Raw genomic sequence first — 21,412 nt, forward strand, 5'->3', positions numbered from 1 at the left:
TGACCTTGGGGTAAGCCCGGGCTCGTCGATCACCGGATTTGGTCCTGGAGAAGGCACCGTCGTCGGCGGTTCGATACACGACAACGATCCCGTCGCGGCGCAAGCCCAGCTGGATTTGACCACGGCGTTCAACAACGCGGCCGGACGAACCGGCGCGCATGGGATTCCCGCCGAAATCGGCAGTACGGTCATCCCGCCCGGCATCTACAAAGCGCCGGTGTCACTTGCAATCACGGGCACCGTCACACTCGACGGCAAGGGCGACCCCAACAGCGTGTTTATCTTCCAAGTTCCATCCACGCTGACCACTGCAGTCAACAGCTCCGTCTTGTTGATCAATGGCGTCAACGCATGCAACGTGTTCTGGGAGATTGGAAGCTCGGCGACGTTGAATACGAACTCCACGTTCAGTGGCACGGTATTGGCGCAGGCGTCGATCTCCCTAGGAACCGGATCGACGGTACTTGGGCGAGTATTGGCACGGACCGGCGCAGTAACGCTCCTCAGCAATACGGTGACCGACACCGGCCCTTGAACAAGCCGCTTCAACCCAGCGGATCTCGGTTTTTTAGAAGACGGCCCGTGAGACATCACTCACGAGCCGTTTTTGAAGGCGGTGTTACGATAGTGCGGTAACCTCAAGGGCGTGCGTGAGCTGCTGCGCGATCGCGAGTTCCTAGCGTACTTTGCGGCACGGCAGGGTGCGCAGCTGGCTTACAGCATCGAGGCGGTCGCGATCGGATGGCAGGTCTACGGATTGCGCCACAGCGCCTTCGACATCGGCCTCGTCGGGCTCGTCCTCTTCATACCGCAACTTCTTCTCGTCATACCCGCCGGAACGATCGCGGACCAGTTCGATCGCCGCATCGTGTGCGTGCTGTGCACGCTCGGCGAGATGACGGCCGAGCTTATGTTCGTCGCGCTGGTTCTGGCCGGCTCGCGTTCGGTCGCGCTAAATCTTGCCGCGGTCGGCCTGATCGGCGTCGCACACAGCCTCGGCACTCCTGCGGAACGATCCTTGTTGGCCGGAATCGTTCGCTCGGAGCGATTCGTGCGCGCTCAGGCGCTGAGCACGTCCGTCGGCCAGGTGGTGACGATCGCGGGCCCTGCGTTGGGCGGCGTATTGATCGCGATCGGCTTGCCCGTCGCATTCGCTGTAGCCGCCGCGTCGTACGGCCTTGCCGCACTTGCCTTTTCGTTCCTCACGCCGCGGTCAACCGACCGGAGCACAGTCCCGCTCGGAGCGATCGAGGGTGTGCGCTTCATCGCCCGTCATCCCGTCATTCTCGGCGCCATATCGCTGGATTTGTTCGCCGTGCTTTTCGGTGGAGCGACCGCTCTGCTACCGATCTTCGCGACACAGATCCTCCACGTCGGCCCGATCGGCTTTGGCGCCCTGCGGAGCGCGCCGGCGGTCGGTGCGGCGCTCGTCGCCGCGTATCTCGCCCGGCGGCCGGTAGCGCGGCTCGCCGGTCCGGTGCTGATGTGGTGCGTCGCCGGCTTCGGGGTCGCGACAATCGTCTTTGGCGTTTCGCACAATCTCGTGCTCTCGCTCGTCGCCTTGGCAGCGACCGGCGGTTTTGACGTCGTCAGCATGGTTATTCGAATGACGCTCGTGCAGCTCGGCACGCCCGACGCGATGCGCGGGCGCGTCACCGCGATCGAGAACATCTTCATCGGCGCCTCCAACGAGTTGGGCGCATTTGAATCGGGCGCCCTTGCGGCGCTGGTCGGCGCCGCATCGTCCGTGGTCATCGGCGGCTTCGCAACGCTCGCCGTGATCGCGTTCTGGGCGGTCATCTTTCCGTCGCTACGATCCTTCGACGGGATCGCCGGCGCCTCACCCGACGAGCCCAGGCCATTGTGATCTTGAAAATGGCCATAGAAAATGCCTTCGATCGCGCAACGAGAAATGCTCGAGAACGAGCATGGTTCACGTCACGTTGGGGAGGAAGACGATGAGCGAGAATAAGGTCACGTCCGTGGAGGCCCGAATGCCGACTCGACGGCAACTGGTCACCGGAGCCGTAGTCGCATTGGGCAGTCTGGCCGCCGGGTCTGCGGTTTTTGGGAAGACCCCATCGGCCATGACGGAACTACCGAGCACCGGCCCAAACAAGATGCGGTGCTCTCTCCACCAGGAAGTCGAATTCAACGCAAGCTCGCAGCGGATCTATGATGTACTCCTGAGTTCACGTGAGTTTGCCGCATTTTCCGATGCGCCGGCGCAGATCGGCCGCGAAGCGGGAAGCGAGTTCTCAATGTTCGATGGGAAAATCGTCGGACGGAACATCGAACTGGTATCCGATCAACGAATAGTTCAGGCTTGGCGGCCGATCGACTGGAATCCAGGCGTGTATTCCATCGTCAAGTTTGAACTCACGTCGCGGGGTTCGCAAACCAACGTCGCACTCGATCACGCGGGCTTTCCGGAAGGCACGTTCGACCATCTTAACGTTGGATGGAAACTGAAATATTGGGATCCGCTTCGGAAATATCTCGCGTAATCGCACGCTTTCATCGTTGGTTTCATTACTATTTCAGAACCCCAACCTATCCTACACGAAAGCACTCTTTTTCGTTTGGAATTGGGGGTCGCCATGGACATGCGTCGGTTACTCGGATCGATCGCGGCTTGCGCTATGCTCGCGGGTTGCTCGCAGGGGGCGAGCCTGAATCCGCAAGGAACTGGAGCGTCCTTGGCGCTAGCGGTGACACACGAATCGTCAGTTCCTGCCCTGGTGTCAAATCTAAAGGTGAAGTTTTTCGGCACGCCCACGGCGTTTTCGTGGCCCGACTACATCACGAAAGGAAGCGACGGCAATCTTTGGTTCTCTGAGTTCTATGCCGATCAGATCGGCCGGATCACACCGTCCGGCGCGATCAAAGAGTTCCCACTGCCGCAGCTCAACGATATCGAGGGCATCGCGACCGGACCGGACGGCAACGTATGGTTTACGGAGCCCGGAGAAAACAAGGTCGGCAAGATGACGACGACTGGCGCCGTCACCGCTTTTCCCATCGACGCCCCAAATCCGTCGCCGCGAGGCATCACGGCCGGCCCGGACGGAAACGTGTGGTTCGTCGAGTACTACGGCAATGCTATCGGCCGCGTCACGCCGGATGGCGTCATCACACAATTCGCAATTCCGCAAGCGGAGAGTTACCCGTGGTGGATCACCACCGGGAAAGACGGGAATCTTTGGTTCACTGAGTCCGCGACCAACATCATCGAACGCTTCAATCCACGCACGTTGAAGTTCGGAAAGCCGTTGCACCTGCCGGGAATCGGTGCGACGCCGTGGGGAATCATGACTGCCCCGGACGGCCACCTTTGGTTCACGCAGCGCCGGGCCGGCGACATCTCGGTGATCCTCAGTGGCAGCGTGAAATCGTTCCACATCGCAAAGCACACGAGCTATCCGGATACGATCGTCACCGGACCCGATAGTAAGCTTTGGTTCACCGAAAATCAGACCAACGCGATAGGGCGCTTCGATCCCGCCACGGGCACATTTCTGAAAGTGATAGAGCTGCCCGACGGAGATATCCCGACCGGCATCGCCGTTGGCAGCGACAACAACATCTGGTTCACGGTCGCCAACTACACGCAGCCGAACTCGATCGGCGAAATCGTTCTCCATTAGGAGGGACGAGCGGCAGCAGCCGCTTGGGCATTCGGCGTCGGTCCCGCACGCAAGTGCGGGATCGACTTTATATCCCCTTACACGTAGTCTTTCAACGTCAGCGTCACCGCGCGCGCCGCGGCGGTCCCCGTTGTCACCGTCAGTTTCACGGTCGTCCCCGGCGGGCCGCTAAGCAGCTGGCGGATGCGCACCAAGCCGAGTTTGGAAGCGTCGACGCCGTTCACGCTCATGATGAGGTCTCTGGGACGCAGACCAGCTTGTGCGGCGGGTGTCGACGTGAGCACGCCGAGCACGCGAATGCCCGCCTTGACTGCCGCGATGACGAGCCCGCTGCGATCCCCTTCGGTCTGCGCGAAGTCGGCGTTCCTCTGTAAGTACATGATCTGATTTCGATAGTCGAAGGTGACGGTGAATCGCTTGAGCACACCGCCTCCCAGATTGCCTGCGACGCTCGAATCGGCCATCGCGCCCATCGTATCTGTCGAGAGATTGGTTATGACGTTTGGCACGTCGACCGATCCAATCGTCAGCGCCTTGATCCGCGTCACCTGCGAGCTGGACGCGCCGCCGATGCCATATCCTGTGATGCCTGCGACGTTCGAGCCATACTTCTTCGCGAGGTCGTGCGAAGCGACGAACGGCGACATCAGCGTGAGCGATCCTCTACTGCCGGTGTCGACTTCGAAGGTTCCATTCAGACCGTCGACCGTGCCCCTGAATTGGGGTATCGTCTGATAGAATACGAACGGCACCGCCGTGCCGGGAGGACGGACGCCCGCCTGCGGCAGCGACAGCGTCATCGTCTTGTGCGCGTAGTCGATCGTGGTGAGGTAGCGCGCGACCGTTTCGTAGCCCACCATGCCGTCGATGTGCACGCCTTCTATCGCCTGCATCACCGGTCCCAACGGCAAGATTGCAAATGATTGATGCGTCAGCGTGGCCCCGCCAATCTGCAGTTTGGGAACCCATGCAAAACCGCTTTGCACAGTGCCCGCGCCCGCGCCGCCCGCCTGGAACGTGCCGACGCCGTGGATGCCAAGCGACGCCGCCACGTCCGGGTTAAGTACGCCCTGGCCGCCGGTGTCGAAGATGAAGCGGTACGGTCCCTTGCCGTCGACTCGCGCATCGAGATAGATGTGATTGTTGATCACTTCGATCGGGAAAGTCGTGCTGTGGGTGCCCGGAGCCAACGCGAAATCGCTCGGCTCAGACGTAGGCATGACAAATTTAGCAGCAACGTCTTTGTTCAAGTCGATGTGTTTGATTTCGGTAAGGGTCTCGTTGCCTTGGGAGTCCTGGAAGTGAACTTTGAAAGGCAGCACGACGCCATCTACTGTCCGGTAATCGGAGAAATCCGAGACCGCAGACCTCGACGGCGAGAACGTGACCACTTCCCGGCCGAGAAGAAAGGTGGCCGAATCCAACCAGAGGTCGATCGGGTAGCCGCCGCGCGGCAGGGCTCGAATCACGTTGTACGTGTTGTTGCCGAGCTTCTTCTTGCCTGTGAAGACCGACGTTCCCGGCAGACGTTGCGGAAAGAGATAGGAGAACGAGGTCGTGTATGCTTGGGTGATCGCCGTCGAGATGTCGTTGCCGCTATCGTTGACGTGAGCTAGCCCGGTTGCGTCTTGCGTCCATGCATCCGTGCCATTGTAACCTTGGCGGAGCGAGATCGGACCCAACGTTGCGACCTGGAGGAAGTGACCAGTGACGAGATCATCCCATTCGTCGCCTGGACCTACAACACCCAAGACCGTCAGACGTGCCTGTACGTGCAGCGAACGGACTCGCTCGAGCGCATCGCCACCTGCCGCTTCCTTGGCGCGTTTGAGGTAGCTCATCGCTACCGTCGGAGTTCCGCCCGTCGGCATGCCGCTGAATGGCGGCGGCGACAGTTGAAGCGCTGCGACAATGATGGCAATGAACATGTCAACTACTCCCTCTAGCGACGCTTATGGTGCGGATTGATAGACCGCCTCGGATGTTTAGCCAGTGGCGACACTTTCATCCTTAGTCGTCATCTGGCCGACGCATGCCAAAAACGGTGGTCATTTCCAGTCGAACAACCCGCTTGTATTCCGTATACTCTGCTGCTTCGCATTTTGTTGCAGAGGGCGGATTCTTCGAGTAGCATGACCCATTAGATGATCTCAACATCTATCAACTTTGGCGTTGCGCCGCGGCTCGCAGTCCGATGGCTGCCCCGCCGGCAAGTTCGGCAGCCACTATTAAGAAGTAGTAGTAATAGAATCGATTCAACGACGCAAACTCCGGGTACCGAATGAGGAATACGACGCAGAGAACTATCGTTATCGCAAAATTGAGAAAGGTGAGACCCGCAATAACCCATGCAGCCACCATTTTTCTGGCAGGCGCATAGTCGGCAACAAGCGCGACGATGATGCCGGTCCCGATCACCGAAGCAAGGCTTTCTGATGAACTTCTGGGCAGGCAAGCCGGACATAGCGCGCCGACACCAACGGCAATCGCCTCAAACGCGGCTCCCAACCCGAGCGCCGCTAGGATGCCGAGCCACCATTGTAAGCCGAGGCCGCCTGGGATCGTGATGGGCACGATCGGTTCATCGATAAGTGATTTGTTTCTGGCGAGCAAGTGTGTCAAGAAGATAATCCCCATCGACGGGATCACAAGATATAAAACGGCGATCCACGCGGGAAATACCTGGGTATGGAAAAGTAGGTCTTGCGAAGCAGCCGACACGAGTACCTTGAGGATCACGGCGAGTTCGGCAATCGCGACGACCAGACCAACCTCGGTACGATACGACGGAGCGATGAAAGCCGCGGCTTGGGCCGCAGCGACGATTGCGATAGCCATCGCCACAGCATATATAGCCGTGTTCGCAATGTCGTGAAATCCAGCCGACGCTAGTTGTCTTATGACGATCGCGGCTACGATCGAAACGCCTGGCAGAGCGATTAACCAACGTGCCCATGCCGGAAACTTCTCGAGCTCCCTGAGTGGATTGCCGCCCTCGTCGGGACTTTCGGAAAACGGCTCGTCGCACTCGGCGCAGTTGAGTGAGGCGGCTTCGTTTTCCGCACCGCATGTCGGACAAGTCCGCACAACTGGAAGCATCATTTTGGGCCGGTCTTCGCCAGCAGCGAACGTACGTGCCGAGCTATCATCAGGCTCTCGTCTGTCGGGATGACTCGCACGGCGACTGCGCTGTCGTCGTGTGAGATGACGTTCGCGTCGTCCGCATTTCGCGCTGGATCCAGTCGGATGCCAAAATGCGAAAGGCCGTCGGCGACAAGAGCTCGGATTTTTGCGGCGTGCTCGCCGATGCCGCCGGTGAACACCACGGTGTCCAACCCGCCCAGGACAGCGATCATGGCCCCGGCATGCTTCACGATCTGATAGACAAAGAGATCGATCGCTTCAGCGGCCCGCGGTTCATCTGCGGCACGAAGCAAAAGCGCCTCCATGTTCGGGCTCGATTCGGAGACACCAATCAATCCCGATTGCTCGGTCAGCAACTCAGTGAGGTCCGATGCCGACGTTCCGGATGCGACGAGGTACAGCAGCACCCCGGGATCCATATCGCCTGGCCGGGTGCTCATCATCAAGCCGCCGAGCGGAGTAAATCCCATCGTCGTGTCCAGAGAATGGCCATCTCGAACGGCCGCAAGACTTGCTCCGCTTCCGAGATGCGCGATCAACACGCGCCGGCCGGCCCCTACTCCAAGCACGGACATGATGTATTCATAGGATAGTCCATGGTAACCGTATCGCCGGATTAGCGGCCCCACGGATCGAGGCAGCGGGATGCGCTGGGCGACCGCCGGCATATCATGATGAAACGCGGAGTCGAAACATAAGACTTGTGGCGTATTGGGAGCCTGCGACGTCACTGAATGCACGAGATCCAGTTGCGATCGAAGATGCATAGGATCGAACGGCACGAAGCGCTCGAGGTCGTCCAACAATTCCGGTTTGACGAGGGCCGGCGACACATGATCGGGGCCGCCAAAAACGATTCGATGTCCGATCGCCGCGGGTTCTCCCGCATCCGATGAAGCGATCGTCTTGAATATCCGCGCCAGCACCGTCGCGAAATCGACGGCAGCGTTCTGCGCGGTGTGGCCTTGGCGAGCCCCGTCCGCGTCCTCGATCCAAAACGTGGTGGAGGATTGACCCAGGCCTTCTGCGGCGCCACGCAGCAGGCGGCGCTGCGTTATATCTTCCGTCGCGTAATACGCAAACTTGAGCGAGGACGAACCGCCGTCGAGGCAGAGAATGTTCACGTGGTCCTTGGCTGCGCGGCACGCCATTGCCAATCGCGGATCTCGGGCATGTCCTCGCCGAATTCGCGGACGTAGATGGAATGCTCGACGAGCTTGTCGCGAATGAGCTGTTGGACGTGAGCCGCGCGGTCTTGAAACATCGGCAGCCGATCGATCGCATCGTTGGCCAGATGAAAGCGGTCGATCTCGTTGCGGACGGCCATGTCGAAGGGCGTCGTCGTCGAGCCTTCTTCTTTATACCCGCGAACGTGGATGCCCGAGTGATTGGTGCGTCTATACGTCAGCCTGTGGATGAGTGTGGGATATCCGTGGAAAGCGAAGATGATCGGCGCGCTCTTTGTGAATATGGAATCGAACTCATGATCGGGCAGCCCGTGGGGATGTTCGGACTGAGATTGCAGAGTCATGAGGTCCACGACGTTGACGACGCGGATCCTCAAATCCGGCAAGTGCCGGTCAAGGAAATCCACGGCGGCGAGCGTTTCCAGTGTGGGAACGTCGCCGGCGCAGGCCATGACCACGTCGGGTTCCACGCCGTCATCGTTGCTCGCCCAATCCCATATGCCGATGCCTTCCGTGCAATGTTGGATCGCCGCCGTCATGTCCAGCCACTGCCACTCCGACTGTTTGCCCGCAATGATGACGTTGACGTAGTTCCGGCTTCGAAGGCAATGATCCGCGACCGAGAGCAGCGTGTTGGCATCCGGAGGAAGGTAGACGCGAACCACGTCGGCCTTCTTGTTGACGACGTGGTCGATGAATCCGGGATCCTGATGACTGAATCCGTTGTTGTCCTGGCGCCAAACGTGCGATGTGAGCAGATAGTTGAGCGATGCGATGGGCCGGCGCCACGGAATGTACCGCGTGACCTTGAGCCACTTCGCGTGTTGATTGAACATCGAACTGATGATGTGGATGAAAGCCTCGTAGCACGAAAAGAATCCGTGGCGGCCGGTCAAGAGATATCCTTCGAGCCATCCCTGGCAAAGATGCTCGCTCAACACTTCCATCACCCGGCCGTCGGGCGCGACATGGTCGTCATTCGGGTAGATCTCGGCTGTGGAGCACCGGTCTGTGAAATCGAACAGCGCGTCGAGCCGATTAGAGCTCGTCTCGTCGGGTCCGACCACGCGAAAGTTATCCGCATTGAGGCGCATGACGTCGCGCAAGAACGTGCCCAAGACACGAGTGGCCTCGGCGCGACACCCGCCGGGAGCCGCCACTTGCACGGCGTGATCGCGAAAATCGGGCATCACGAGATCGCGGAGCAGGAGCCCGCCGTTTGCATGAGGATTTGCGCCCATTCTGCGCTCGCCGGCAGGAGCGAGCGCAGCCAGTTCCGCCTTCAACTTTCCGTAGTCGTCGAAAAGCTCGGCCGGACGATAGCTTCGCATCCATTCTTCTAGTATCCGAAGATGTTCCGGATTGGCCCGCACGTCGCTCACCGGAACTTGGTGCGCGCGAAAAGTCCCCTCTACTTCCTTCCCGTCCACAATCTTTGGACCGGTCCATCCTTTGGGTGACCGCAACACGATCATCGGCCATGGGCGCCGCTTTGTGAATCCCTTGGATCGCGCCTCGCTTTGAATCGACCGGATTTCCGCGAGTACGATTTCGAGCGTCGCCGCCATCTTGCGATGCATCGGCTCCGGTTCGTGTCCTTCTACTATATAGGGCGTGTATCCATATCCGGAGAGCAGGTTCATAAGCTCATCGTTGGAGATCCGCGCGAGGACGGTCGGGCCTGCGATCTTGTAGCCGTTCAGATGCAATACCGGCAAAACCGCACCGTCGCGAACAGGGTTGAGGAACTTATTGGAGTGCCAACTCGTGGCGAGCGCACCGGTTTCGGCTTCGCCGTCACCGACGACCGCGACGGCGATGAGGTTTGGATCGTCGAACACTGCTCCAAACGCATGCGTGAGAGCGTACCCAAGCTCTCCGCCTTCATGTATAGAACCCGGCGTTTCCGGCGAAGCGTGGCTGGGGACGCCGCCCGGAAATGAGAACTGCTTGAACAGAACTTGCATGCCTTTGGTGTCTTGCCCGACCCCTGGGTAAAGTTCGCTGTATACTCCCTCCAGGTACGTGTTCGCGACGACCGCCGGCCCGCCGTGCCCGGGCCCTGCGATGAAGATCATGTCGAGATCATGCTTTTTGATCGCACGGTTCAAGTGCGCGTAGAGAAAGTTCAAGCCCGGCGTGGTACCCCAGTGCCCCAATAGCCTCGGCTTCACGTGCTCGGGTTTGAGCGGCTGCTTCAGCAGTGGATTGTCGAGCAGATAAATCTGACCGACGGAGAGATAATTCGCCGCTCGCCAGTAGGCGTCGATGCCTTGTAATTCTTCGGGCGAAAGTTCGCCGTGACCGGTCGTGGCGCTCGTCGATAGCATGGGTTCACCACATTATTTGAAGTAAGAGGCAAGGTTCGATGAGACGCGCCGTGATTCGACTTCGCGCCGACATTTACCCGTGCTCCGCAGGTTGGCTAAGCCTCAAGGCGATAATCTCGACCGATGAACGACGCTTACTCAACGGCGACCGGCCCCGGCGATCGATTCGCCAAAGAGCTGCGCGGATTCGGGCCGCTCGGTGTCGTCGCGATCGTCGTCATCCTTGCGAGTCAAACGCTCGCGCCCCTCAGCGCCATTCTGGTGCTGCTCTGGGTCACGCTATCGCGCACGCCGTGGGCCGAAATCGGCTACGTACGTCCTCGAAGCTGGCTCGTCGAGGCTACCGCCGGCATTGCCCTCGGCGTTGTGCTCAAATTCCTACTCAAGATCATCGTCATGCCGCTTCTGGGCGCCGATGCCATCAATCGAACGTATCACTACATCGTGGGAAACCCCGCAGCCGCCATTTCGGAGATTCTGCCGTTGATCATCGTCGGGGGCTTTGCCGAAGAGACCGTGTTCCGCGGATATCTGTTCGAACGATTCGGCAAACTTATCGGCAAGAGCATCGTCGCAAAATCGGGCACCGTGCTCGTTACCGCGCTGTTCTTCGCGTCGCTCCACTTTTACGATCAAGGCTTCGCGGGCGTCGAACAGGCCATTTTCACCGGACTCGTCTTCGGAACGGTTTTTTCGTCAACCGGCCGGATCTGGATCGTGATGTGTGCGCACGCTGCGTACGATCTCACCGCGCTTGCGATCATTTATTGGAACCTCGAATCCGAGTTCGCTCACCTCGTGTTCAAGTAAGTCGCGCGAGACGATGCTTATGGTTTCGCCAGCTCCGCCCGCAGGCTGCGTAGCTTCGACTTCAACTCCTTCGGCAGGCTCGGGTATTGCAGGTGCAATGATTTCATCTTGCTCACGAGGATGTCGGCGACCGCCACGCGCGTGAACCATTTATGGTCGGACGGAACGATATACCACGGAGCCCAGGACGAGCTCGTCTTGCCCAACATCCCTTCGTACGCGGCGCGGTAATCGTTCCAGAACGCGCGTTGCTGCACGTCTCCGAGCGAGAACTTCCACTGCTTTTCCCGGTCGTCGAGGCGCGCGAGCAATCGCTTTCGCTGCTCTTCTTTCGAGATATGTAAGAAGAACTTCACGATGTGCGTGCCGTTCCTGACGAGGTAGCGCTCGTAGTCGTTTATCTCGGCGTAGCGGTGCCGCCAGAACGTTGCCTGCCCGGCGTGCGATTTTGGGAGCGCACTTCCCAACAACTCGCGGTGCACCCGCGTGACGATGACGTCTTCGTAGTACGACCGGTTGAAAATCCCGATGCGCCCCCGCTCGGGCATGGATTTCGCGCAGCGCCAAAGATAATCGTGGCGGAGCTCTTCTGGCGATGGCTGTTTGAAACTCGTCACGCTCACGCCTTGAGGGTTCATGCCGGACATCACGTGGCTTACCGCGCTGTCCTTTCCGGCAGTGTCCATCCCCTGAAAAACGACGAGCAGCGCGTAGCGCCCAGCGGCGGTGAAAGTGTTCTGCACGCCGCGGAGTCGCTCGATATCCCGTTCGAGCTTTTGACCGGCTCTTACTTTGTCGGGGAAGCCGCCTGTGCCGCCCGGATCGATCGATTGAAGGTCTACCGGCCGCGAGGGATGCGCCCGCAACGTGCTTTGATACTTCATTCGCGAGCCGTTCTCGTCTTCGCATTCGCAATCTTTCCCGCGTCGACGATGCAAGGGAAATTCGCCCGTTTTCGCAAATAGTTAGACATGGTTAACAACCAGGCCGACCGCTCCCGGCAGCGTGCGCACGAAGACTATGTGAAGGGCATCTATCAGTTGGCCGGCAACGCGCCCGTGCGCGCCGTGGATCTCGCCAGATACTTGCACGTCTCGCGGCCATCGGTCACAAAGCTGCGCCGCAGCCTAGAATCGTCAGGGCTCGTGCAGACATCGAAGGGCCGCACGGACCGGATTTCGCTCACTTCAAAGGGCACCGACCTGGCCGCTCGCATCCTTCGCCGGCACCGGCTGATCGAGACGTTCTTGCATAAAATATTGAAGGTGCCGCTCGAGCGGGTGCACGCCGACGCAGAACGCATCGAACATACCATTTCCGACGACATCGCCGCTCGGCTTTCCAAATTCCTCGGCAATCCGTCGGCCGATCCGCACGGTCACCCCATCCCGTCGCCGGCAGTGAAGCCCGCCGCGAAGTCGCTGACCTGTCTCGCCGACACACGAGCCGGCGACCTCGTGGTCGTGAAGACACTCGACGATCGCGATGAAGCGGCCGTCAAGTACCTCTCGGCGCGCAGCATATTGCCGGGGATGCGGGCGCTGATCGAAGGCAACGTTCGGGGGGTTGTCCGGTTGCGCGTGGGCCGCACATCGGTTCGCATCGCAAAGGCTGCCGCGGAACGGGTCTGGTGCGTGGCGGCTCAAGGCGGCGCGCGATGAGCGGCGCCGGCGTCGCCGAACATCCGAATCGCGAAGAGCAACTTCGCGCGATCGACCGCGGCCGCGTCGAAGCGGCACGGAGCGGTGGGCGGCCGTTTTCTCTCTTCTTCCTTTTGGCCGGTCCGGGCATCTTGGTCATGTTGGGCGAGAACGACGGTCCGAGCATGCTCTCGTACGCGACCACGGGCGCCACGTTCGGCATCGGCTTTTTCATCCCGTTCATCATCCTCACGTTCTTGATGGCGTTCACCGTCCAGGAGATGACCGTGCGCCTCGGGATCGCCACGCGCCGCGGCCACGCCGAATTGATCTTCGACCGGTTCGGCCCCTTTTGGGGTTACTTCTCGATGCTCGATCTCGCCGCAGGCAACGTCCTCACGCTGATCACGGAGTTCATCGCGATCCGAGCAGGCGCGGCTTTCTTCGGCATTCCGGCCCAGTTTGCGGTTTCGGCTGGCGTCGCGTTTGTGATCATCGCGATCAGCATGCGGCGCTATTTCACGTGGGAGCGCGCCGCCATGGCGCTTGCGGCGTTCAATCTTCTATTCGTGCCGGCCGCTCTTCTGGCACATCCGGATTGGGCGGGGCTGGCCCACGCGCTCGGCACCTGGAGTCCGTTGCCCGGCGGCGTGTCGGCCTCATTCATGACGCTCCTGCTAGCAGACGTCGGCGCCACCGTCACGCCGTGGATGATCTTCTTCCAACAAAGCGCCGTCGTCGATAAAGGGATGGGGCGGAACGATATCCCGCAAGGCCGGTTCGACACACTGTTCGGCGCGACGATCGCGGCCACGGCGGCCATCGCCACAGTGGTCGCCGCTTCGGCGCTATTCGTGAATCACGTCAGCGTGATTTCGTTTTCCGACGGCGCGGATTTCGCAACGGCGCTGCAGCCGTTCATCGGCCACACGGGTGCATCGCTGTTCGCACTTGGCATCATCGAGGCCGGCCTCGTCGCCGCGATGACGATTTCGGCTAGCTCCGCCTACGCGCTTGGCGAGGTGCTGCACACAAGACACAGCCTGAACGCCAATTTCCGCGATGGAAAGGCGTTCTACACCTGTGCGATCGCATCGGTGGTGTTCGCCGCGGCGATCGTCCTGATCCCGAATGCGCCGCTGCTCGCCATCACATTGGCGGTAAACGTCATCGCAACGTTGCTCATGGCGCCGGCTCTGCTGTTCCTGTTGCTCTTAGCAAACGACCGCGAGATCATCGGTCCGCTTGCGAACAATGCGCGGAGCAATTGGTTCGGGGGCGCGATCGTGGTGGCGATCGCCCTCATGGGATCGGCATACGGGATCATCTCCGTTTTTCCAAATCTCATTCCGAAGTGAAGGAGCCGCGCCGCATGAATCGTGACGCACCAACCGTTCCGGCACCCGACGAGTCCGTCGAATGGTCCCGCCGGCTTCGCGAGCCGCTGCCGCGCCGAACCTTGAGTCCCGGCATTCTGGCGCTGCTCTGGATCCTCCGAATCTATGTGATGATCGCGGTGCCGCTCGTCATCTATGCTTTCGTCACCGCCCTCCAGCAGCGTCATTGAACGGACACTAAGTAAAGGAGATTCGGGTGACTATCCGACGAACCGATGCGGGCATGCTTGTGCGCTGGAGGTAAATGTGGACTTAGGAATTCGCGGACGCGTGGCGCTCGTCACCGGCGCCAGTTCGGGGATCGGCGAGGCCGTCGCGCTTGCGCTCGCGGAGGAAGGCGCCACCATCGCGGTCGCCGCGCGCCGCCGCGACCGGTTGGAGGCAGTCGCGCTCGAGGCGAAAAAGCGCGGTGCGAGTGCAGCCCATGCGTTTGAGGTGGATCTCGACGATCCTGAAAGCATCACCGGCATGCTCATGCGAGTGCGTGAGACGTGCGGCGACATCCAGATCCTCGTCGCCAATAGTGGAGGTCCAAAACCCGGCACGTTCCTCGAACTGAAGTTGGATGATTGGGACGCCGGCTACCGCGGCACGCTGCGAAGCATGTTGGCATTGGTCTATGCTGTGGTGCCGGCCATGACGGCGAGCGGCTGGGGCCGCATCGTTGCGCTCACGTCATCGTCGGTCAAGCAGCCCATCCCCAACATCGCTCTTTCTAACGTCTTCCGCATCGCATTGGTGTCAGCGCTGAAGACGCTTTCGGGCGAAGTGGCTCGCGGCGGCGTCACCGTCAATTCCATCGCCACGGGTCGCGTGCTCACAGACCGGCTGCGTCATCTCTATCCGGATGAAAAATCGATTCATAAAGCGGCGGAAGCAGATGTTCCCGCGGGCCGAGTGGCGATGCCTTCGGAGTTTGCGCCGCTCGTCGCCTTTTTGTGCGGCGAGCCCGCCCGATACGTCACGGGCCAGACCATCGCAATCGACGGCGGTCTGATCAAAGCGCTGTTCTAGTCTATTTTCACTTTGTAATCCACACCGTACCCGCGACCAAAGTCCCCATCGACGCCGCATATCGAGGGCGCCCATGACGGCTCGTGGAATTGCGCGCGATGCTTGGCGCATCCACATACTTTCGCCGGCGCCGGGCACGAATGGAGAAGCAGACGTGAAATTTCTCGCCCATGTCGCATCCCTTGCGGCGATCGTCGCCTGCACGGCCATGCCCGCCGTCGCGGCGCCGCAATCGTCCGTCCTTGTCGCCAACGCCGTTCACGAGCCCGGCATCCGCGATCTCGGACGCGCCAACCCGCAACAGACAGTTACCTTATTGGTGTCGATGCGCTATCGCAACGACGCGCAACTCGATCAATTCGTCGATGCCGTCAGCAATCCGCGCTCTCCCGTGTATCGTCACTTCCTAACGAACCAACAATTCAATTCCTATTTCTCACCGACGGTGCGCGACTATAACCGCGTCGCAAGCGCGCTCGTCCGCGCGGGATTCCGCGTCACGCCTTCTGCAAACGGCACCATCATCGACGCGACCGGACCCGCGGCGGCGGTCGAACGCTACTTCAACACTGAGATCCACATGGTGCGCCAGGCCGGCGTTCCCGACGTGCGTTATGCGAATTCGCGGCCGGCGAGCATGCCCGCCGAGATCGCGGACGCCGTGGAAAGCGTTATCGGCTTTGACAGCCTGCGCGCCGCAACGCCCGACCATTTCATCGGCAAGAACGAAACCGACCCGGACAAACTAGGCGGCCCGATCCACGGCAAGGCGGGCGGCTACAGTCCGTTTGCGATCGCGCAGGCGTACAACTATCCCGTCCAGCATGGGTTCGACGGCACCGGCCACGCGATCGGCATTGCTATTGACTACGATAGTTCAGACGCCGATCTCAATGGCTTCTTGGCGTTCTTCGGGGAAACGCGGACCGGACAGAACTTTCACGTTCCGGTGGATGGCGGCCAACCCTACGATCCATCCGGCGGCAGTGAGGAGTCCACGCTCGACACCGAGACGGTGGGCACGCTCGATCCCGGCGCCGACCTGTATGTCTACAACTTCGGCGCGTCGTTCACGTTCACGGAGATCGGCGACGGCTACAACCGCGCGGTCTCCGACAACAAGGTCGACGTCGTGAGCTCAAGCTTTGGCTTGTGTGAGAACAATTCGCCGGCCAGCTTCAACACGACCGTGAACCATATCACGAAGCAAGGCGCCGCCAAGGGCATCAGCTTTGTGGCGAGCACCGGCGACTTCGGCCGTGGCGGCAAATGCTCCGACCACACCGGTCAAGACGTCCCCGCGGTGCTGAAGTTCTTCACCTCGGTGGGCGGCGCTGACCCGAACATCGGCAACATGGGCAAACTCAAGAGCGAGCTCGAGGACCGTGGTTCCGGCGGCGGACCCTCGGACATCTTCGCGATTCCGAGCTATCAAGTGGGCGTGCCCGGAATGTTCTCGACGACAAAGCGCAACATCCCCGACGTGTCCGGGCCGTACGAACCGGATGCGTTCTTCTTCGCCGGCCGTTGGGGCACCATCGGCGGCACTTCGTGGGCCGCGCCGGCTACCTCGGCGTTTCTCGCGGAAGCCAACCAGGTCGCGGGCTCGCGGGCCGGCTTTGCCAACCCCGCGATCTATGCGGCGTTCAAGGTTTCGGGCTACGATCTATTCCACGACGTGACCACCGGCAATAACGGCATCGCCTGTTCGACAGGCTACGACGACTGCAGCGGCATCGGCACGCTGAAGGCCTTCGCTCTCGCGAAAGCCCTCTAGACCACAATCATCGCGGACGCTCGGAGCGATCTCCGGGCGTCCACGATTTCAAAAGCCCTCACGCATTCACGTTGCTCATGTCCGCGTAGCGCTGTCCGGCGAATGCGCCCGCCGGCGACGCCTGGTCGACGCGTTCGAGTTCGGCCTTGCTCAGCACGACGTCCACAGCCGCCCAATTCTGTTCGAGCCATTTCCTGCGTTTCGTGCCGGGGATCGGCACGATGTCTTCGCCTTGATACAAAAGCCACGCGATGGCGAGCTGACTCGCGGTGATGCCTTTTCCCTTGGCGATCTCCTCGAGCACGCCGACCACCGCGAGATTGCGCTTCAGATTCTCGTCTTGAAACCGCGGATGGCGGGCGCGGAAGTCGTCGCTGTCCAGCACCGTCGTGTTGGAGATCTGGCCGGTCAAGAGGCCCCGGCCGAGCGGGCTATAGGCCACAAACCCGATACCCAGTTCGCGGCAAGCCGGCAGAATTTCGCTTTCGACGTCGCGCGAAAACAACGAATATTCGGTTTGCAGCGCCGTGATCCGGTGGACCGCATGTGCGCGGCGAATCGTCGCGGCCGACGCCTCGCTCAGACCGAGATGATGCACTTTGCCGGCGTCGACGAGCTCCGCCATCGCACCTACCGTCTCTTCGATCGGCACGGACCTGTCCACGCGGTGTTGGTAATAGAGATCGATATGATCGACGCCTAGACGCTTCAGTGAAGCGTCGCACGCCGCGCGCACGTAGTCGGGCTTGCCGTTGATGCCGATGAATTCTCCAGCTTCGGAACGTTCGTTGCCGAACTTGGTCGCAAGAAACACCTTGTCGCGCTTCCCTGCGATGGCCTTTCCGACGAGCCGCTCGTTCTTGAACGGTCCGTACATGTCGGCGGTATCGAGAAAATAACAACCCAGTTCGAGCGAGCGGTGAATCGTGGCGATGGATTCGACATCGTCCGTCGCACCGTAGAATTCCGACATGCCCATGCAGCCCAAACCTATGGCCGATACCGTCGGCCCAGCGTTACCTAGAATGCGAGTCTTCACGACTGTCCTCCACTGATGCCTGAGATTTTCGCGGTAGGGTCTTCGCTAAACCGTCGAGCCGCGAAATGGTCTCGGCGATGTCTTCGTCGGTCGTGCGCGGATTGAGCGTGCACATCCGGACGACGATTCGTCCGGCAATTTTCGTCGTGAGGATCGCCGCGTAGCCATTTTCGGTCAGCGCCAGCGCAATGCGACGGTTCAAGTCGTCGGCGACGAGCGCATCCATACCAAGAGTAGCGTACCGGAACGTCACGACGCCCATGCACGCGGGCGAAGATATCTGCCAACCGGGCAGACGGCGCACCTCGCGCTCGGCCAATTCCGCCAACTCGAAGCCTCGATCCACCGCTGCGCCGAACGCATCCGCACCGAACACCTGCAACGACATCCAAAGCTTCAGCGCCCGGAACGGCCTCGTCAGTTCGGGGCTCAACTCCCAATAGTTGACTTCGCCCGGATCCACATGCGCGTCCTTGAGATATTCCGGTACGATCGAAAACGCCTGATGCAGGAGGATCCGATCCCGCACGATGACGCACCCGCATGGATACGGTTGGAATATCCATTTATGAGGGTCCACCGAAAACGAGTCGGCCCGGCCCAGACCGGCGAGCAATGCGCGGCCGGTCGCGCTGAAGATCGCCCCCGCTCCGAACGCGCCGTCGACGTGATGCCACAGTCCCTCTCGTCCGCACAGATCGGCCAACGCTTCGAGGGGATCCACCGCCCCGGTGTTGGTCGTGCCCGCGTTGGAGATGAGACAGAACGGAAGCCGCCCGGCAGCGCGGTCTGACGATATGGCTTCGGCAAGCGCGGCCATGTCTATGGTGAACGCGCCGGTGGAAGGAACCTGATGCATCTGGTCGCTCGCGAAGCCCAAAATGCGAAGGCCGCGCTCGATCGACGAATGCGTCTGATCGGAAAAGTAGATCACGGCCCGCCGGCGATCGTCGGGAGCGAGACGGGACTCGCGCGCGGCGTGAAGCGCGGTGAGGTTGGCGATCGAGCCGCCGCTCACGAAGACGCCGCCTGCGGAACTCGGCATGCCGGCTAAACCCGCCAACCACTCGATCGTCGTCGACTCGATCGCGGCGGGTCCGGAACCTTCGAGCCAGGTTCCAGCGAACACGTTGAATCCGGAGGCCATCAGATCGGCGAGCACCCCGACGATGTTGCTCGGGCCCGGCACAAACGCGAAATAACGCGGGTGGTCCGGGCGGCCCATGTACGGCAGAACGTCGTCGATGACGCGGCGCACGACATCGGCCGGATCTTTGGGGCCCGATGGCAGCGGTTCGCGCAGCGCGGGATCGAGCGCGACAGAACTTGCGCGCTGCAAGGCCGGCAGGTCGCGAAGTCGGCGGCGGTATTCAACGACTGCGTCGATCAGTTGGTAGCCAAGCGCCTTCGCGACGTCCGGCTCGAGGTCGAGAGCGAAGTCGATCTCAGGCTTCACGCCGGCATCCCGCGCTTTTTGAACGCCTTGAACCCCGCGTCGACGACATCGGACAGTTCTGCGAAGAGCGCCGGGTCCGGTGCGGTGAAGTTGAAGCAACCTTTTCCTTGCATTCGCTTCTTCAATGCAGGCGACATGTTCGACAGAAGGTCCGGGTACATGTACACGAGCACGAAGTGAAAACTCACGTAGTTCTTGTTCGTCTTCACAGCCGCGACGAACAGGCGCTTGCCTTTCCAGAGCGGCTCTTTGGTTTCGACATAGTATTCGCCGGGTGCATCCCGTTTGACGTAAAGATTTTGCGCGCGTGTTGTCAACAGCCGCCGCAGACCCTTGAACGCGCCGTCAAAATCGTTCTTCTTTGGCATGTCGCGGACTATTCAAAATGTTCCGGCGCCCCGCCTTGTCCCGGTCTCTGCCAAATGGTAACGTCGGTGTTGCTTGCTTGCTATTTTATATGAAGTTTTCTTCGAGTGCACCAAGTCTAGTATACGCATCGCGAAGATTAAATCGCGCGTTCGATTCGCCGGTGCGAGAGGCGACGATATGAGTGCACCGAAGGTCCGCATCGTTTTCCGATTCGGTGCTCGCAATTTCCACATGCAACTAAGGAGTGTGCGACATGTTGAGAAAAATCAAATTCGCTATTCCGTTGTGCGCGCTCGTCGTGCTCGTGAGCGGATGCGGTGGGGGAAATGCCCCGGCCGCAGTTCCTCACGGAGCCGGCTTGCAAGCGCGGTCTAAGGCGCTCACGTTGCCGCAGTACGTCATCGTCATGGTGCAGGAGAACCGCACTGTCGACAATCTCTTCCAGACGCAACCGGGTGTCGACACGCGAAACTTCGGAATCGATTCGCACAATCATCGCGTGCCGCTCAAGCAGGTCGCGTTGGGCGCACCGTGGGGGTGCAGTCACGCGCATTCGGCATTCGTCACTGAAGTCACAAAGGGCTTCGATTTGGAGCCGTGCGGCAAGAACGCGCCCGCCGATGCAGCCTTCTCGTATGTCGATCCGTCGCAGATCACCCAGTACACCGCGCTCGCGTCGCAGTACGCCATCGCCGACCACGTGCTGCAAAGCAACGAAGGTCCGAGTTTTCCGGCGCACCTCTACTTGATCGCGGCCACCTCCGGAACGCCCGGCTCGCATTGGAACATCTCGGAGAACGACGGCGGACACCCGCGCACCGCCGCGGGATGCAATGCGCCCCCTGGAAAGACGGTCACGACGATCGATATGACGAGCGCGTTTCCGGGCATCGAAGATAATCCGATTTTCCCGTGCATCAACCCGCTGACCATCTTCAACGAACTCGATAGCGCCAACATCTCCTGGAAATACTACACGCCGAGTGTCGGCAGCATATGGACTGCGCCGTATGCGGTCCAATCGCTCTACACAAACGACAAGGCGAACGTGATCGTGCCCGAAACCACCGTCTTGTCGGACATCCAAAACGGCACGCTGGCGCACGTGAGTTACGTCATCCCGAGCGGCGACAACTCCGACCACCCAGGCAAGGGCAACAACGGCGGGCCGACCTGGGTCGCATCGGTCGTGAACGCGCTCGGTGCTTCGCAGTATTGGAACCAGTGCGAGATCATCGTGGTCTGGGACGACTGGGGCGGCTGGTACGACCACGTCGCCTACCGTCATCCGGCCTCAAGTCCGGACGACCCGTATGAATATGGCCTGCGCGTCCCACTGCTGGCGATCGGCCCATTCGCAAAATCGAATTGGGTCGGACACGAGCAGCGAGATTTCTCAGCCATCCCGCACTTCATCGAGGATGTGTATGGGCTGAACTCGCTCGGCCAGTTGGACGCGCAGACCGATGACCTGTTCCAACTCTTCGATTTTCACGGACAGCCGCGGAAATTCACACACATTCCCACCGGCAACGTGACGATCAAGGGCCTCATCAACCGTCCGCCCGATCTTTCGGACGTGGACGACGACTAGGACGGAAG

19 protein-coding genes are annotated in these 21,412 nt (G+C 60.5%); 11 read left to right on the forward strand and 8 right to left on the reverse strand.

Annotated elements, in window-relative coordinates:
* The 4 genes from VII69_06275 to VII69_06290 form a co-directional block, all read left to right on the forward strand.
* Positions 1 to 535 (forward strand): ice-binding family protein (locus VII69_06275; GenBank protein ID HEY5094698.1); only part of this gene is annotated, 535 nt, incomplete at its 5' end.
* Between the two features lie 111 nt (positions 536 to 646).
* Positions 647 to 1,867: an MFS transporter gene (locus VII69_06280; protein HEY5094699.1), complete on the forward strand. Its 1,221-nt coding sequence runs from the start codon at positions 647 to 649 to the stop codon at positions 1,865 to 1,867.
* A 91-nt stretch (positions 1,868 to 1,958) separates the two neighbouring features.
* Positions 1,959 to 2,507, forward strand: coding sequence for an SRPBCC domain-containing protein (locus VII69_06285; protein ID HEY5094700.1), 549 nt, complete (start codon positions 1,959 to 1,961; stop codon positions 2,505 to 2,507).
* A gap of 234 nt (positions 2,508 to 2,741) precedes the next feature.
* A complete protein-coding gene (locus VII69_06290) occupies positions 2,742 to 3,647 on the forward strand; it encodes a hypothetical protein (protein HEY5094701.1) in 906 nt (301 codons plus the stop codon).
* A gap of 77 nt (positions 3,648 to 3,724) precedes the next feature.
* Here VII69_06290 and VII69_06295 read toward each other — a convergent pair whose 3' ends face one another.
* The 4 genes from VII69_06295 to VII69_06310 all read right to left on the reverse strand — a co-directional run bounded on the left by VII69_06295 (position 3,725) and on the right by VII69_06310 (position 10,308).
* On the reverse strand, positions 3,725 to 5,575 hold the full coding sequence (locus VII69_06295; GenBank protein HEY5094702.1) for an aspartyl protease family protein: 1,851 nt from the start codon (positions 5,573 to 5,575) through the stop codon (positions 3,725 to 3,727).
* A 232-nt stretch (positions 5,576 to 5,807) separates the two neighbouring features.
* On the reverse strand, positions 5,808 to 6,749 hold the full coding sequence (locus tag VII69_06300; protein ID HEY5094703.1) for a hypothetical protein: 942 nt from the start codon (positions 6,747 to 6,749) through the stop codon (positions 5,808 to 5,810).
* A complete protein-coding gene (locus VII69_06305) occupies positions 6,746 to 7,915 on the reverse strand; it encodes an acetate/propionate family kinase (GenBank protein ID HEY5094704.1) in 1,170 nt (389 codons plus the stop codon). Before VII69_06305 ends, VII69_06300 begins: the two co-directional genes overlap by 4 nt.
* Entirely contained in the window at positions 7,912 to 10,308 is a 2,397-nt protein-coding gene (locus tag VII69_06310) for a phosphoketolase family protein (protein HEY5094705.1), read from the reverse strand. The genes VII69_06305 and VII69_06310 overlap by 4 nt, the downstream gene beginning before the upstream one ends.
* Before the next feature lie 123 nt (positions 10,309 to 10,431).
* Here VII69_06310 and VII69_06315 point away from each other — a divergent pair, with 123 nt between their 5' ends.
* Complete coding sequence (locus VII69_06315; GenBank protein HEY5094706.1) at positions 10,432 to 11,118, forward strand: type II CAAX endopeptidase family protein; 687 nt, start codon at positions 10,432 to 10,434, stop codon at positions 11,116 to 11,118.
* A gap of 17 nt (positions 11,119 to 11,135) precedes the next feature.
* Here VII69_06315 and VII69_06320 read toward each other — a convergent pair whose 3' ends face one another.
* Positions 11,136 to 12,002, reverse strand: a complete 867-nt coding sequence (locus VII69_06320; GenBank protein HEY5094707.1) for a polyphosphate kinase 2 family protein — start codon at positions 12,000 to 12,002, stop codon at positions 11,136 to 11,138.
* 87 nt (positions 12,003 to 12,089) lie between these two features.
* On the opposite strand from VII69_06320, the gene VII69_06325 reads away from it, so the two are divergent.
* The 5 genes from VII69_06325 to VII69_06345 all read left to right on the forward strand — a co-directional run bounded on the left by VII69_06325 (position 12,090) and on the right by VII69_06345 (position 16,946).
* The gene (locus VII69_06325) at positions 12,090 to 12,779 is read left to right on the forward strand and encodes a metal-dependent transcriptional regulator (GenBank protein HEY5094708.1); all 690 of its coding nucleotides are present in this window, start codon (positions 12,090 to 12,092) and stop codon (positions 12,777 to 12,779) included.
* On the forward strand, positions 12,776 to 14,116 hold the full coding sequence (locus tag VII69_06330) for a divalent metal cation transporter (protein HEY5094709.1): 1,341 nt from the start codon (positions 12,776 to 12,778) through the stop codon (positions 14,114 to 14,116). Before VII69_06325 ends, VII69_06330 begins: the two co-directional genes overlap by 4 nt.
* A 14-nt stretch (positions 14,117 to 14,130) precedes the next feature.
* The gene (locus VII69_06335) at positions 14,131 to 14,325 is read left to right on the forward strand and encodes a hypothetical protein (protein HEY5094710.1); all 195 of its coding nucleotides are present in this window, start codon (positions 14,131 to 14,133) and stop codon (positions 14,323 to 14,325) included.
* 76 nt (positions 14,326 to 14,401) lie between these two features.
* Positions 14,402 to 15,169, forward strand: a complete 768-nt coding sequence (locus tag VII69_06340; protein HEY5094711.1) for an SDR family oxidoreductase — start codon at positions 14,402 to 14,404, stop codon at positions 15,167 to 15,169.
* Between the two features lie 73 nt (positions 15,170 to 15,242).
* On the forward strand, positions 15,243 to 16,946 hold the full coding sequence (locus VII69_06345; protein HEY5094712.1) for a S53 family serine peptidase: 1,704 nt from the start codon (positions 15,243 to 15,245) through the stop codon (positions 16,944 to 16,946).
* Positions 16,947 to 17,004: 58 nt separating this feature from the next.
* Here the strand turns inward: VII69_06345 and VII69_06350 are convergent, their stop codons facing one another.
* The 3 genes from VII69_06350 to VII69_06360 are packed head-to-tail and all read right to left on the reverse strand — an operon-like array spanning position 17,005 to position 19,809.
* Complete coding sequence (locus VII69_06350; GenBank protein ID HEY5094713.1) at positions 17,005 to 17,985, reverse strand: aldo/keto reductase; 981 nt, start codon at positions 17,983 to 17,985, stop codon at positions 17,005 to 17,007.
* On the reverse strand, positions 17,963 to 19,441 hold the full coding sequence (locus VII69_06355; GenBank protein HEY5094714.1) for an aminotransferase class I/II-fold pyridoxal phosphate-dependent enzyme: 1,479 nt from the start codon (positions 19,439 to 19,441) through the stop codon (positions 17,963 to 17,965). Before VII69_06355 ends, VII69_06350 begins: the two co-directional genes overlap by 23 nt.
* Positions 19,438 to 19,809 (reverse strand): hypothetical protein, encoded by a 372-nt coding sequence (locus VII69_06360; GenBank protein HEY5094715.1) that lies wholly within the window; start codon positions 19,807 to 19,809, stop codon positions 19,438 to 19,440. Before VII69_06360 ends, VII69_06355 begins: the two co-directional genes overlap by 4 nt.
* Before the next feature lie 254 nt (positions 19,810 to 20,063).
* Here VII69_06360 and VII69_06365 point away from each other — a divergent pair, with 254 nt between their 5' ends.
* Positions 20,064 to 21,404 (forward strand): alkaline phosphatase family protein, encoded by a 1,341-nt coding sequence (locus tag VII69_06365; GenBank protein HEY5094716.1) that lies wholly within the window; start codon positions 20,064 to 20,066, stop codon positions 21,402 to 21,404.
* Positions 21,405 to 21,412: the final 8 nt, after the last annotated feature.

The sequence above is a fragment of the Candidatus Eremiobacteraceae bacterium genome (assembly GCA_036511855.1).
Lineage (GTDB): Bacteria > Vulcanimicrobiota > Vulcanimicrobiia > Eremiobacterales > Eremiobacteraceae > JABCYQ01.

What these genes read in the sequence shown, in the direction of transcription:
- VII69_06285 (HEY5094700.1), top strand. Translation starts at nt 1,959, where the DNA reads ATGAGCGAGAATAAGGTCACGTCCGTGGAGGCCCGAATGCCGACTCGA.
- VII69_06295 (HEY5094702.1), bottom strand. Translation starts at nt 5,575, where the DNA reads ATGTTCATTGCCATCATTGTCGCAGCGCTTCAACTGTCGCCGCCGCCA.
- VII69_06300 (HEY5094703.1), bottom strand. Translation starts at nt 6,749, where the DNA reads ATGATGCTTCCAGTTGTGCGGACTTGTCCGACATGCGGTGCGGAAAAC.
- VII69_06310 (HEY5094705.1), bottom strand. Translation starts at nt 10,308, where the DNA reads ATGCTATCGACGAGCGCCACGACCGGTCACGGCGAACTTTCGCCCGAA.
- VII69_06315 (HEY5094706.1), top strand. Translation starts at nt 10,432, where the DNA reads ATGAACGACGCTTACTCAACGGCGACCGGCCCCGGCGATCGATTCGCC.
- VII69_06320 (HEY5094707.1), bottom strand. Translation starts at nt 12,002, where the DNA reads ATGAAGTATCAAAGCACGTTGCGGGCGCATCCCTCGCGGCCGGTAGAC.
- VII69_06325 (HEY5094708.1), top strand. Translation starts at nt 12,090, where the DNA reads ATGGTTAACAACCAGGCCGACCGCTCCCGGCAGCGTGCGCACGAAGAC.
- VII69_06330 (HEY5094709.1), top strand. Translation starts at nt 12,776, where the DNA reads ATGAGCGGCGCCGGCGTCGCCGAACATCCGAATCGCGAAGAGCAACTT.
- VII69_06335 (HEY5094710.1), top strand. Translation starts at nt 14,131, where the DNA reads ATGAATCGTGACGCACCAACCGTTCCGGCACCCGACGAGTCCGTCGAA.
- VII69_06345 (HEY5094712.1), top strand. Translation starts at nt 15,243, where the DNA reads ATGACGGCTCGTGGAATTGCGCGCGATGCTTGGCGCATCCACATACTT.
- VII69_06360 (HEY5094715.1), bottom strand. Translation starts at nt 19,809, where the DNA reads ATGCCAAAGAAGAACGATTTTGACGGCGCGTTCAAGGGTCTGCGGCGG.
- VII69_06365 (HEY5094716.1), top strand. Translation starts at nt 20,064, where the DNA reads ATGTTGAGAAAAATCAAATTCGCTATTCCGTTGTGCGCGCTCGTCGTG.